This is a genomic window from Streptomyces sp. NPDC001851 (assembly GCF_040297165.1).
Lineage (GTDB): Bacteria > Actinomycetota > Actinomycetes > Streptomycetales > Streptomycetaceae > Streptomyces.
Genome location: NZ_JBEOYR010000002.1, coordinates 1 through 11,845 on the forward strand (window position 1 = coordinate 1; position 11,845 = coordinate 11,845).

13 protein-coding genes and 1 pseudogene are annotated in these 11,845 nt (G+C 70.4%); 1 reads left to right on the top strand and 13 read right to left on the bottom strand.

Features of this window, described 5'->3' with window-relative positions:
• Positions 1-163: pseudogene (locus ABT171_RS02975) on the top strand (3-dehydroquinate synthase); the annotation flags it as partial.
• Between the two features lie 69 nt (positions 164-232).
• Here the strand turns inward: ABT171_RS02975 and ABT171_RS02980 are convergent.
• The 13 genes from ABT171_RS02980 to ABT171_RS03040 all read right to left on the bottom strand — a co-directional run bounded on the left by ABT171_RS02980 (position 233) and on the right by ABT171_RS03040 (position 11,757).
• Positions 233-415 carry a hypothetical protein gene (locus ABT171_RS02980; protein WP_351239147.1) on the bottom strand — a complete coding sequence of 61 codons (183 nt, stop codon included), beginning with the start codon at positions 413-415 and terminating at the stop codon, positions 233-235.
• Entirely contained in the window at positions 412-966 is a 555-nt protein-coding gene (locus ABT171_RS02985) for a hypothetical protein (protein ID WP_351239149.1), read from the bottom strand. Before ABT171_RS02985 ends, ABT171_RS02980 begins: the two co-directional genes overlap by 4 nt.
• A 4-nt stretch (positions 967-970) precedes the next feature.
• A complete protein-coding gene (locus ABT171_RS02990) occupies positions 971-2,083 on the bottom strand; it encodes a phage tail sheath family protein (RefSeq protein WP_351239151.1) in 1,113 nt (370 codons plus the stop codon).
• Between the two features lie 122 nt (positions 2,084-2,205).
• Positions 2,206-2,712 carry a PhzA/PhzB family protein gene (locus ABT171_RS02995; protein ID WP_351239153.1) on the bottom strand — a complete coding sequence of 169 codons (507 nt, stop codon included), beginning with the start codon at positions 2,710-2,712 and terminating at the stop codon, positions 2,206-2,208.
• A gap of 31 nt (positions 2,713-2,743) precedes the next feature.
• Positions 2,744-3,433 (bottom strand): phenazine biosynthesis FMN-dependent oxidase PhzG, encoded by a 690-nt coding sequence (gene phzG / locus ABT171_RS03000; RefSeq protein WP_351239155.1) that lies wholly within the window; start codon positions 3,431-3,433, stop codon positions 2,744-2,746.
• Positions 3,426-4,262 carry a PhzF family phenazine biosynthesis protein gene (locus ABT171_RS03005; protein WP_351239157.1) on the bottom strand — a complete coding sequence of 279 codons (837 nt, stop codon included), beginning with the start codon at positions 4,260-4,262 and terminating at the stop codon, positions 3,426-3,428. Before ABT171_RS03005 ends, phzG begins: the two co-directional genes overlap by 8 nt.
• Positions 4,263-4,389: 127 nt before the next feature.
• Positions 4,390-6,321, bottom strand: coding sequence for an anthranilate synthase family protein (locus ABT171_RS03010; protein ID WP_351239159.1), 1,932 nt, complete (start codon positions 6,319-6,321; stop codon positions 4,390-4,392).
• Positions 6,318-6,941 (bottom strand): isochorismatase family protein, encoded by a 624-nt coding sequence (locus tag ABT171_RS03015; RefSeq protein WP_351239161.1) that lies wholly within the window; start codon positions 6,939-6,941, stop codon positions 6,318-6,320. The genes ABT171_RS03010 and ABT171_RS03015 overlap by 4 nt, the downstream gene beginning before the upstream one ends.
• A gap of 105 nt (positions 6,942-7,046) precedes the next feature.
• Entirely contained in the window at positions 7,047-8,222 is a 1,176-nt protein-coding gene (locus ABT171_RS03020) for a 3-deoxy-7-phosphoheptulonate synthase (protein WP_351239163.1), read from the bottom strand.
• A gap of 34 nt (positions 8,223-8,256) precedes the next feature.
• Positions 8,257-8,745: a PhzA/PhzB family protein gene (locus ABT171_RS03025; RefSeq protein ID WP_351239165.1), complete on the bottom strand. Its 489-nt coding sequence runs from the start codon at positions 8,743-8,745 to the stop codon at positions 8,257-8,259.
• Positions 8,746-9,013: 268 nt separating this feature from the next.
• Positions 9,014-10,285, bottom strand: a complete 1,272-nt coding sequence (locus tag ABT171_RS03030; RefSeq protein WP_351239167.1) for an NAD(P)/FAD-dependent oxidoreductase — start codon at positions 10,283-10,285, stop codon at positions 9,014-9,016.
• Positions 10,285-10,608, bottom strand: coding sequence for a 2Fe-2S iron-sulfur cluster-binding protein (locus tag ABT171_RS03035; RefSeq protein WP_351239169.1), 324 nt, complete (start codon positions 10,606-10,608; stop codon positions 10,285-10,287). The genes ABT171_RS03030 and ABT171_RS03035 overlap by 1 nt, the downstream gene beginning before the upstream one ends.
• Positions 10,609-10,842: 234 nt before the next feature.
• On the bottom strand, positions 10,843-11,757 hold the full coding sequence (locus ABT171_RS03040; RefSeq protein WP_351239171.1) for a LysR family transcriptional regulator: 915 nt from the start codon (positions 11,755-11,757) through the stop codon (positions 10,843-10,845).
• Between the last annotated feature and the right edge of the window lie 88 nt (positions 11,758-11,845).

Below are 11,845 nucleotides of genomic sequence, written 5' to 3' on the forward strand. Positions count from 1 at the left end.
CTACGACCAGTGGCCCAGGCTGCTGGAGACGATGAAGGTCGACAAGAAGTCCCGCGGCGACCGGCTGCGCTTCATCGTCCTGGACGGCCTGGCCAGGCCGACCGTCCTGGAAGGACCCGACCCGGCCGTCCTCCTCGCCGCCTACGGCGAGGTCGGGCAGTGAGCCGGTCCGCGGACATGGCGCCGTCCCCGGCCGTTCACGGAACGACGGCCGGGGACGGTACGCGGCCGGTCAGGGCCGACGCCGTATCGCGATCTCGGTGAGTTCCTCTATGTCGAACTCCAGACGGCCCGGTGTGCCGTAGCGCGTTATCTTCCCGCGGGTCACCCATTTGCGGATGGTCGCCTCGGTCACGCCCACGGCAAGGGCGGCCACGTTCGTCGGCACCAGCCTGTGGCGCGGTGGTTTGTTCACGCGGCACGCTTTCGTCGGCGATCCATGAGGTGCCGTAGAGTGAGCCATTCGCGTATCTCCCACTTGTGTCCGGAAGAACAGCTGATGCTGCTCTTCTCCCCGTTTCCGGTCTTCTGCGGTGTCGCGTTGATCGTCCCGGTGCAGCCGTCCATGACGCACTCGACGAGGGGTGACCGGGGATCACTCGGTTCATGATCGATGGCGCGCTGCAACTCGCCGTGGAGGTCCTCGATCTCGGCGGCGAAGTCGGCAGCCGGAGGCTGCGTGGTGAGCCACTCCAGGTGGCGTACGAGGAAGCGTGCCAGCTGGGGAACGGAGCGCGCAGGGGCAACCGCTCCGAGCTTTTCCGCGACGAAGTCCGACCACGACTCCAGAATGGCGAGTACGTCACTCCGGGCGTCGAGGGCGGACATGTTCAGGTAATCCCGCCTGCGGCTTCCCGACACCTTTGTCGGGTTCCTCAGCCGGGTTGTCGTCAAGATGTCGTGCAGGCACTCCTGGTGGAGATCAGGAAGTGCGCGCAGACGGCGTTCCAGCTGCCTGACATCCATGGGTTCATCTCCTCGTCATGCTGCGGAGTCCGACGGGCTGCTGAATGCGGAAATCGATGAACTCGGCCGGGCGCACGGCGGCGAGGCCGACATCGAGGGTCACCGTGCCGTGTGCCGTGGCCCCGGCGGTGTCGTCGCCGGCGTCGCACACGAGCCGGAACGCCTCGTCGGCGGACCGGCCGTGCAGTGCTCCCCGGTGCCACAGGTCGGTCAGGAACGCCGTGGCGGACCGGTGCACCCTGGTCCGCACCGGGGTGCCGGCCGGCTCGGCGGCGGCCCGCCGGATCCCCTGTTCGAGGGCCGCGCGGGCGTGGTTCACCAGGCGTCGCACGCCGAGGTGCGTCCAGTCGGGCTCGGTCGACAGCGTGCGTGCGCCCACCACCCGGGTGCCCTCCCCGGGGAAGAACCGCAGACAGTTCACCCCCAGGTCGCCGAGGGCCGCCTGCTCCGCGTCGGAGAGCTCCCGCTCGTGCTGGAGGGCGGTCCGCAGCTCGCTCGCGGGCGCCGTGTGCACGCCCTGCTCGGCTTCGAGGCGGTGGCAGAGCCCGGACACGTGACCCGACGGCGGTACCGGGCGCTGTGTCCCGTCGGCGTCGGTGACGACGATCCACGGGTAGTAGACGGCGGCGAACCGGGCGGCCGGCTCGGCCAGCCGGAACGGCCTGCTCGTCACCTCGGCGGGGGCGAGGCCCTGCCGGGTGTGCAGGAGGGCGACCCGGTTGCCCAGGTGGCCGCAGTGCTCGGCGATCGCCTGGGCGATGCCGTGGGCGTCGGTCTCCACCCGCCACAGATCCGGCGCCACCACGAGGGTGATCTCCGGGATGCGCGCCAGCCCGGCGAGCGCGGACCGGTAGGCGGCGACACGGTCCGCGTCCGGGGCCGTTCCGGTGATCCAGACCCCGCCACCGCCGTTGCGGAAGTGGCCGAGCACGGCGTCGCGGACGAAGGAGGGCGCGTGTGCGGGGGTGCCTCCCGGCGGGACGGTCTCCGACAGTTCGCGCGGGTTGCGGACGAAGACCGGCTCGGCCGGAAGGCCCGGCGCGTCACCGACGAAGGCGGTCGCCGACGCACGCGGGTGGGGGATGACGGGCGGTTCGTTCAGCGGCTGGTGGGACATGCGACTCCTCGGTCACGACAGGAAGGCAGGGCTCCGGCCTCGGGCGTCAGCACCGGTGCCGGAGCCCCCATGGGCAGGGGCACCGGGCGCTCGACGCGGCACGGACCGGAGCGCGCGGCCCGTCAGGAGGGGATCCAGTCCCGCTTGATGTGCGGTGTGTCGATGCTGAGGGCGCGCATGTGCTCGATCGGGTTGGTGTACTCGCGGCTGGAGGCGATGCGCCCGTCGCTCAGCGTGAAGCCATGGATGAAGTGGTTGCGGTAGCGGCCCTCGGGGTAGCCGGGGAACCGGATCGTGCCCTCGCCGTCGCACTCGACCCAGATGACGGCCGGGTCCTGCGTCTCGTAGATGTGCACGTCGAACCACTGCCAGTCGGGCAGCACCTCCAGGGAGAGCTGGCCGTGCCGCTTCAGCTTCTCCCGGCCCTTGACCACGATGGGCCGGCCGATGTCGGTGTTGAACAGGGACGCGGTGCCGTCCTCGGTGTAGAGGGTGTACCTGCGCAGCCGGGCCTCCGCACCGGTCTCCATGTACTGCTCCACCGCGCGCCGGTTGCGCTCCCTGAGGTCGTGGTGGTCGGTGAACACGGGAGCGGGGGTTCCCGGATCGGTGAACAGGGGCGGGGTCATCAGCTCTCCGGCAGGGTGAGGGTGAGGGCGGTCACGGCTGGAGCCGGCTGATCGCCCAGCCGTCGCCGTCTCGGTCGTAGCGCAGTCGCTCGTGCAGCCGGTCGGTGCCGTTGCCCCAGAACTCGACGCTCGCGGGTTCGAGCCGGTAGGCCGCGAACGTCTCGGGGCGCGGCAGGGGCCGTTGCGGCTCGCCCAGCTGCCGGGCCCTGGCCCGCAGTTCGGCGACGTGGTCGAGGCCGTCCAGCGGCGTGCTCTGCCGGGAGGCGGCGCTCATGGCGTGGGTGAAGACGGGCCGCGCGGACCAGAGGGCGTCCGCCTCCGCGTCGGGCAGCCGGTGCACGGGGCCCGCGAGCGTGATCTGCTGGCTGGTCTCCCTCCAGTACAGGACACCGGATGCCCAGGGGTTCTCGGCCAGCTCCCGGCCCTTCTGGCTGTCGGCGTGGGTGATGAAGACGATCCCGGCGTCCGACACCGAGTTGATCGCCACGATGCGGGAGGAGGCGCGCCCCCTGGCGTCGGCGGTGGCCAGGGCCAGCGCGCGCGGCTCCCGCACCCCGTGGGCGACACTGCTGTCCAGCCACGAGGTCAGCAGCCCCATCGGCTCGGGGGGCGGTGCGAGGAACTCGGGGAAGGCCACCTCGACGGTGCCGGTGAGCGTCTCCGAACGGCGGCCGGAGCCGTGGCCGTTCAGGGTTCCGGCCGGCTGGGACGGGTCAGACATGCAGCACCCCTTCGAGCGCGACGGCACCGTGGCCGAAGACCTCCACGGAGTCGACCCGGTCGCCCTCGCCGTGCACGAGTGCGCCCATCGGCGAGGGGCGGCCGATCTCGACGCCCTGGGTGATCTCCATGTCCTGCCCGTAGGCGGCGAGGCCGTGCCGGGCCAGGTGGATCGCGATGGGTCCGGCGGCGGAGCCGGTCGCGGCGTCCTCCACGACCCCGTAGGCGGGCGAGAACATGCGGTTGCGCCAGGTCCTCCCCGATCCGGCGATGCAGTTGGTCGCCATGTCCGGGAAGCGGGCGAGAGCCCGGTGGTCGGGGTCCACCTTCGACAGGGCCTCGACGCTCTCGAAGCCGACCAGGACGTGGCGGGGGCCGTTGCGGTAGATCTCCACCGGGAGCGTCGACTCGCTGACGCCCAGTGCCTCCAGGAGTTCCTCGGCGCGGTCGAAGGGCTCCCACACGGGCACCGGCTGGCGCATGCGCGCCGAGACGGCCTTGCCGTCCTCGCGTTCCAGCTCGAACGGGATGACGCCCATGGCGGTCTCGATCTTCAGCCGGTCCGCGTCGGTGCGGCCGCCCAGCGCGATGGCGGTGCCGAGCAACGGGTGCCCCGCGAAGGGGAGTTCGTTGACCGGGGTGAAGATCCGTACGTGGTGGTCGCCGTCCTGCTCGGCGCGGCGTACGAAGGTGGTCTCCGAGAGGTTCATCTCCCGGGCGATGGACTGCATCTGCTCGGCGGTCAGGTCGTCGGCGTCGAAGAACACCGCCACCGGGTTGCCGGTCAGGGGCCGTCTCGCGAACGCGTCGACGACGACATACGTGTGCATGGTCTCTCCCACTCGTGTAGAGGGCTTCGCCGTGCCGCACTCCGGATCGGAGGGCGGGCAGGCGGGAGGAGCCGGGCCGGCGCGCGGGGGATCGCGCCGACCCGGCGGTCTTGGGGGCGGAGCCGGATCAGGCCGGGCCGGGGGTGCGGGCCGGCGCGAGCAGGCCGGCCAGGGCCGTGCCCACGATGCGGGGTCCTTCCCGGGTGAGTACGGACTCGGGGTGGAACTGCAGGGAGGCGAAGCCCGGACCGAGCAGCGCGTGCACCTCCCCGGTGGCCGGGTCCCGGCTCACCCGGACCGGGCCGATGCCGTCCGCGTCGAACGCGTCCTGCTCGCTGACGGCGGCGAAGGTGTTGTAGAAGCCGACGCGTTCGGTGGCGCCGAACAGGTCGATCTCCTTCTGCACCCCCTGGTTCGGCACCGCCCTGCGGCGCAGGGGCAGGCCGAGCCTGAGCCCGAGGACCTGGTGGCTGAGGCACACGGCGAGGAACGGCCGGCGTTCGCGCAGCAGTGTGCCGACCGCCGTGTGCAGGTGCCGCATCTTGGGGTGCGCGGTCTCCTGCGGGTCGCCCGGACCCGGCCCCATCACGACCAGGTCGTAGCCCTCGAAGTCGTACTCCTCGTCGTAGCGGCGGACCGTCGCCCGCAGTCCCAGGGACCGCAGCTGCTGGTCGATCATCGACGTGAAGGTGTCCTCGGCGTCCACGACGAGGACACTGCGGCCGGCCAGTTCCGGCAGCGACGACGTGCGTGCCTCGGCGTCGGACAGCCAGAACCCGGCGATGGACTCGTTGCGCAGTTCCAGGGCCCGGCGCACGTGCGGATGCTCCGAGAAGCGTTCCTTCGTGTCTCCGTTGAGGGCGGCGACGAGCCCGGCCGCCTTGGCGCGTGTCTCCGCGGCCTCGGAGGCGGGGTCGGAGTGGCGCACGATGGTGGCGCCCACACCGATGCCGATGTGTCCCTCGTTGGTGATGTCCGCGGTGCGGATGAGGATCGCGGAGTCCATGACCCGCTCCCCGTCGGCGTCCCGCCCGATGAGCGCGGCGACGCCGCTGTAGTAGCCACGGCCTCCCGGCTCGTACTGCCGGATGATGCGGCAGGCGCTCTCCAGCGGGCTGCCGGTGACCGTGGGGGCGAACATCGTCTCGCGGAGGATGTCGCGGACGTCGCGGTCGGTGCGTCCCTCGATGAAGTACTCGGTGTGCGCGACCCTGGCCATCTCCTTGAGGTAGGGGCCCACGACGCGGCCGCCCGCGGCGCAGATCCGGGCCATCATCTTGAGTTCCTCGTCGAGGACCATGTAGAGCTCGTCGGTCTCCTTGCGGTCGCCGAGGAACTCCAGCACGCCCGACAGTGTGGGGCCCGAGGGCGGATACCGGTACGTGCCGCTGATGGGGTTCATGACGGCCGTACCGCCCTGGAGGCTGACGTGCCTCTCGGGCGAGGCGCCGACCAGGGTCCGGGTGCCCGTGTGGATCAGGAACGTCCAGTGGGCACCCGACTCGCGCTCCAGGAGCCGGCGGAACAGCGCGGGAGCGCTGTGCGGTCCGTAGCCCGTGATGTCGGCGACGAAGGTGCGCTTGATGACGAAGTTCGCGCCCTCCCCCGTGCCGATCATCTCCTTGACGATGCGGCGCACCACGTCCTCGTACGCCTCGTCGTCGACGTCGAAGTCACCGCCCGCCAGCGGGGTCGGCACATCGGGGATGCGGGCCAGTGCCTCGCCGAGCGGCAGCCGTTGCTGGCCGGTGACGGTCATCGCCACCAGCGGCGTGCCGTCGTCGGCGCAGGCGAAGCCGCGCTCGGTGAGCTGCCGGTAGGGGACGACGACGAGGACCTCGTGGTGCGCACCGGCGCCGGGGTCCGGTGCGGGGGGCAGCGGGATGTCGGCCAGCGTGGCGGGCTGGGACACCGAGCCGGTCAGGACCTCGACGACGCCGGGGCCGGTCGTGCCCGGCCGGTGCAGCAGGGCGAACGCCTCGGGCCGGCCGTTCACGACCTGGTCGAGCAGGTCGGCGGCCATGTCGTGCCCGGGGGTTCCCGGTGGGCCGTACGTCATGAGAACAGCGCCTTGGACGTGGTGACGAGGGCGCACCGCTCGGCGGCGTAGGTGAGCGCCGAGCGGTGGTAGTCCTCCGAGAAGTCAGCCGTGGCGTCCGCGACGAAGAACGGCTGGATGTCGTGGGTGAAGGCGTCGACGGCGGTGGCCAGTACGCCGACGTGGGCGTAGACGCCGCACAGGACGAGCTGGTCGCGGCCTTCGGCACGCATCCGCTGGAGCAGGTCGGTCTTGAAGAAGGCGCTGTAGCGCCACTTGGTGAGCTGCCAGTCGTGCTCGGCCGGCGCGAGGTCGTCGACCACCTGGCGGTCCGCGGGCTCGGCCCGCATGCCGGGGCCCCAGAAGTCCTTGAGCAGTCCGCGCTCGGCGTCGGTCATGCTGCCCGGCTGGGCGGTGTAGGCGACCGGGATGCCGAGTGCGGCGCAGCGGTCACGCAGTCGTGCCGCGTTGCGGACCAGCTCCTGGCGCAGGTCGCTCGGGAAGGGCTTGAGGAAGTACCGCTGCATGTCGTGGACCAGAAGGACGGACCGGTCGGGCTCGGCGTTCCAGGGCACGACAGCCGGAGGGAGGTCCCCCTCGGCGGGCAACGGGTAGGAGGATATGGGAGGTATACCAGCCATGGCTCCAGTTCCTGGCTTGGATGCGCGTGTGCTTCGTGCGCAGAGCGGAGCGGGGAGAAAAGGGCGGCGAAGCCGTCGGATCAGCGGTTCAGGCTGTTCAGGCGCTCAGGCGGTCCAGGACGAGACCACGGAGAGGGCCTGCGACGGGTTGAGGCGGGGATCGCAGAACGATGTGTAGCGGTCCCCGACGGAGTCCAGGTCGGCCACGGTGAAGGCGCACTCGGTGACGTCGTCCGGCGTCGTCTCCAGGTGGAGTCCGCCGGGGACGCCGCCGCCGGCGCGCACGGCCTGGACGAAGCGGGAGACCTCCAGCGAGACGGTCTCCACGAGCCGTGTCTTGTAACCGCCGGGCGCGGTGACGGTGTTGCCGTGCACCGGGTCGCTGAGCCAGACGACGGGGTGACCCGCGCCGCGTACGGCGTCCACCAGGCGGGGCAGCCGGTCACCGACGGCGTCGGCTCCCATCCGTGCGATGAGGGTGAGGCGCCCGGGGTCGCGCCACGGGTCGAGCTTCTCGCACAGGGCGAGCAGCTCGTCGGGCTCCATGCCGGGGCCGACCTTGCACGCCACCGGGTTGCTCACCTCGGCGAGCAGGGCTACATGGGCGCCTTCGACCTGACGGGTGCGCTCGCCGATCCACGGCCAGTGGGTCGAACCCAGGAACATCCGGCCCTTGTCGTCCATGCGCAGCATGGGCATCTCGTAGTCGAGCAGCAGCGCCTCGTGGCTGGTCCACACCAGCGGTTCCACGACCTCACGTCCTGCGGCGCGGTCGCGCCAGCCCATGTGCTCGACGATGTCGGAGGCGGCCATGTAGCCGGTGAGGATGCGGAGGGGATCGGGACGGCGGCTTTCCGGGTCGGGCTCCGGGCCGTTGACCATGTGCCCCCGGAACACGGGGAGTTCAACGCCGTCGATCACTTCGGTGGGCTTGGATCGGGGCTTGGCGAACTGCCCCCCGATACGTCCTGCCCGCAGGACGGGTTTGCCGGTGATCAGGCCGAGGGACCCGGCGAGCAGGTCGAGCAGCGCGATCTTCCGTGCGACGTGGTGGCGTGTGCATTCCTGCGGATCTTCGGCGCAGTCCCCGGACTGCAGCACCATGGCCTCGCCGAGCGCCACCTTGCCCAGCAGAGTCCGCAGCGTGGCCAAGTCGTCGGCCTGTACGAGGGTGGGGCGTGTGGCGAGTGACTCGCCTACCCGGCTGACCTGTAAAAGGTCAGCCCAATCGGGCTGTTGTAATGCCCCGCGGATACGAATCTCCCGTTTTACGTCTTCCAAGACGTACTCCGATCCAGCGGTGTTGATTTATATGTCAGGTAGGTATTCCGGTGCGCTTGATTTCCGGGACCGGAATACCGAGCGCCCGCAATTGCTGGAACGGGTTCATAAACTCCCGCTCCCGCTTGATCTTGCCGTTCTCCAGCTCGAACGAGTGCAGGAAGTGATTCTCGTAGTATCCCTCGGGGTAGTCACCGAAGAGAATCTTTCCGCGTCCGTCGCACTCCACCCAGAAGTGATTGGGGTCCTGGGTCTCGAAGATCTGGATGTTGTACCACTCCCAGTCCGGGAAGCACTTCAGCGACCAGACGGCGTGTTCGGCCAGCCGGTCCCGGCCGTGGGTGGCGACGGGCTGACCGGTGTCGGTGGTCCACAGACCGCCGATGCCGTCCTCGGTGAAGAGTTCGTGCCGGCGCAGCCGGTCCTGGCCCCTGGTGTTCATGTAGCGCTCGACGGTGGCGCGATTGATGCGACGCAGCTCGGCCTCGTCGCTGAATCCCTGAGAATTGACGGATTCAGACACAGCATTCCCCCGGTCTCTGATTGCCATAGCGGCTGAACCAATGACATCACGATCATGGCAAAATCTTGTGCAGGATGCAAGCGGTTCCAGTGACAACCTTTGAATCATTTACGAAGCCCTGGCACCGGCAAGCGGTTCGGGTTTGGCCGAATCGCGATCAACGATCGGAAAAACTGTTGACTGCCGGGTGAAACTAACGGTGACAAGAGTGGAAAACGCACCCGACACACGACGCCCCGCCCCGCTGAGGAGCGGGACGGGAGCGTGCTCAGCCGGCGGCCACCACGGGGCCTTCCCGCCGACGCGAGAGATGGCCCTTCAGTGTGAAGTCCGGTGTGCCCGCCTCGTCGGGACTCAGGCCGATGCCCTGTTCGAGAATCCGGCGGGCCGCCAGGTGGTCCATGGAGCGGTTGACGGACTCCACCGCCTGCAGCTCCTCCCCGCGGAAGAGGAGCACCGAGAACGCGTCGGGCTCGTCCCCGACCACGATCTCCGAGTCGTGCCCCTCGTCAAGACCCGCGATCTGGACAGTCGTGGTGAACTGGTCGCTCCAGAACCACGGCAGCTCGTCGTAGGAACGGGACTCCCCGGTCAGCCGCTCGGCGACCAGCCGGGCGTGGCCGACGGCGTTCTGCACCGATTCGAGCCGCAGCCGGTTGCCGAAGCGCACATGCCGGAACGACGCGCAGTCGCCGATGGCCGAGATGCCCGGATCGCTGGTCAGCAGGCGGGAGTCGACCGTGATGCCGCCGTTGACCGGGAGGCCGGCCGCGGCGGCCAGTTCCGTGCGCGGGACGACACCGACGCCGATGAGGACCAGGTCGGCGGGCAGCCTGCGGCCGTCGGACAGTTCCACGGCCGTCACACCCCTGCGGCTGTCCCCGTGCAGGGCGACGACACCCTGGCCGAACAGCAGCTCGGTGCCCGCCCGCCGGTGCAGCCGGGTGAAGTAGTCGGCGGTGGGCGCCGAGACGACGCGTGCGAGCGGGCGGTCGAGCGCCTCCACGACCGTCACCTCGCAGCCCGACTCCCGTGCCGTCGCCGCGAACTCCAGACCGATGAACCCGGCCCCCACCACCACCGCGCGCCGGGCGGTGGCGAGCGACGCCCGCAGCGCGGCGGCGTCCTGCGCGGTGCGCAGCGTGTGCACGCCGGGCAGCCCGGCCCCCGGCACGTCGAGCACCCGCGGCTGAGCCCCGGTGGCCAGGACGAGATGGCCGTAGCCGTACCCGGAGCCGTCGGTGAGACGGACCGTGCGGGCGCTCGGGTCGATCTCCCGCACCGTGCCCCTGACCAGGTCGATCGACTGGCGGGTGTAGTACGTCACGGGCCGCAGCCACAGCTGTTCGTCGCTGAAGTGCTGCTCGCCCTTGAGGTACGCCTTGGACAGCGGCGGGCGCTCGTACGGCAGGGCGTCCTCGTCGCTGATGAGTGTGATGCGCCCCGGGTAGCCGCGTTCACGCAGGGCCGCCGCCGTCTCGTAGCCGGCCTGTCCGGCCCCCACGATGACCACGGACGCGGGCTGTGCGCCGTCCGCCATCAGTTCTGCCGTTCGGGGAGGTGGACGATCAGGCCGTCCAGGGCCTCGGTCACCTTGAGCTGGCAGCTCAGCCGGCTGGTGGGCCGCCGCGGGGAGGCGGTGAAGTCCAGCAGGTCGTCCTCGTTCTGCTGCGCCGGCTCCAGCTTGTCGAGGGTGGTCTCGTCCACGTAGACGTGGCAGGTGGCGCACTGCGCGTTGCCGCCGCACTGGGCGACGATGCCGTCGATGTCGTTGAAGACGGCGCCGCGCATGACGCTCGTGCCGAGGGGGACGTCGACCGAACGCTCGGCCCCGTCGACGGCGACGTACGTGATTTTGGGCATGGCGGAACTCCTCGATGGCGTCCGGGTCGCGCGCGAGGGCGCGCCGTGGCACGGATGCCGGTCAAGTGGGAAGCGGAAGATACGGATGGCGCCGCCGATGGTCGGTGGGGGACGCGACACCCCTGCCAACTCGCCATCGCACGCGGACCGTTCGGACACGCGACGTCCTCGGCCAGAGTTTGCGGCAGCGCGCTGGAGCGTAGCAAAGGAGCTCCCCGGCGCGCCAGACGGATCCTAGGACGGATGGCGGGTGCGGCGCCGGTCGGGCAGGCGGTGGGTCATGAACGGCTTGCTGGTGACGAACTCCCGGAATCTGCGGGCCGCTTCGGACAGGTGGGTCTCGCGGTTCCACACCAGGCTGAGCACCCGGTGGCAGTCGGGCGCGTCCACGTGCACCCACGCCAGCCGCATACGCGTACCGACCTGGCGGGACATCGCCGGGATGAGGCCGATGCCGAGGCCGGCGCTGATCAGGTCCCCGCTGGCGCCCGGTTCGTCGCCCTCGCAGGACAGCACCGGCGTCAGGCCCTCCGACGCGAACAGCCGGTCCAGCAGGGCGCGTTGCCAGCCGTGCCGGGTGGTGACGAAGGGCTCGTCGGCGACCTCGCGGACGGTCACGCTGTCGCGTCCGTCGAGCCAGTGCCCCTGCGGCACGCCGAGCAGCACCTCCTCGCGGACGAGTTCGATCGACTCCAGGTGCGTGCCGGTCAGCGGCTGCGATGCCACGCAGAAGTCGACCTCCCGGGCCCGCAGCTGGCGGTCCATCTCGTCCGCGTCCGACTGGAAGAGCCGGACGTCCGCACGGGGATAGGCGGCCCGGAAGCTGCCGAGCAGCGAACTGATCGTCAGCAGCGTCTCGGAGGCGACGCTGACCCGGCCGAGGCCGGTGTCACGCGCCTCGTTGACGGCCCTGCGGCCGTCGTCCAACTCGCTGAGGGCGCGGTCGACATGGCGCAGGAACACCTCGCCGTACTGGTTCAGCCGGATACGGCGGCCCTGCCGGTCGAAGAGCGGGGAGCCCAGCTCGGCCTCCAGGCGCGCGATGGCCCGGCTGAGCGAGGGCTGGGCGATGCGCAGCTCCTCCGCCGCGCGGCTGATGTGCTCGTAGCGGGCGACGGACTGGAAGTAACGCAGCTGCAGCAGATCCACGGTCCACCTTCGTTCATGCCTTCCGGGTTATCTACACATAGCAAAACCGGTCTTGGAATGCATAAGCGATTGTCTCTACGGTCTTCCA

Coding starts and splice junctions, on each gene's coding strand:
- ABT171_RS02985 (WP_351239149.1), bottom strand. CDS start 966: ATGGATGTCAGGCAGCTGGAACGCCGTCTGCGCGCACTTCCTGATCTC.
- ABT171_RS02990 (WP_351239151.1), bottom strand. CDS start 2,083: ATGTCCCACCAGCCGCTGAACGAACCGCCCGTCATCCCCCACCCGCGT.
- ABT171_RS02995 (WP_351239153.1), bottom strand. CDS start 2,712: ATGACCCCGCCCCTGTTCACCGATCCGGGAACCCCCGCTCCCGTGTTC.
- phzG (WP_351239155.1), bottom strand. CDS start 3,433: ATGTCTGACCCGTCCCAGCCGGCCGGAACCCTGAACGGCCACGGCTCC.
- ABT171_RS03005 (WP_351239157.1), bottom strand. CDS start 4,262: ATGCACACGTATGTCGTCGTCGACGCGTTCGCGAGACGGCCCCTGACC.
- ABT171_RS03010 (WP_351239159.1), bottom strand. CDS start 6,321: ATGACGTACGGCCCACCGGGAACCCCCGGGCACGACATGGCCGCCGAC.
- ABT171_RS03015 (WP_351239161.1), bottom strand. CDS start 6,941: ATGGCTGGTATACCTCCCATATCCTCCTACCCGTTGCCCGCCGAGGGG.
- ABT171_RS03030 (WP_351239167.1), bottom strand. CDS start 10,285: ATGGCGGACGGCGCACAGCCCGCGTCCGTGGTCATCGTGGGGGCCGGA.
- ABT171_RS03035 (WP_351239169.1), bottom strand. CDS start 10,608: ATGCCCAAAATCACGTACGTCGCCGTCGACGGGGCCGAGCGTTCGGTC.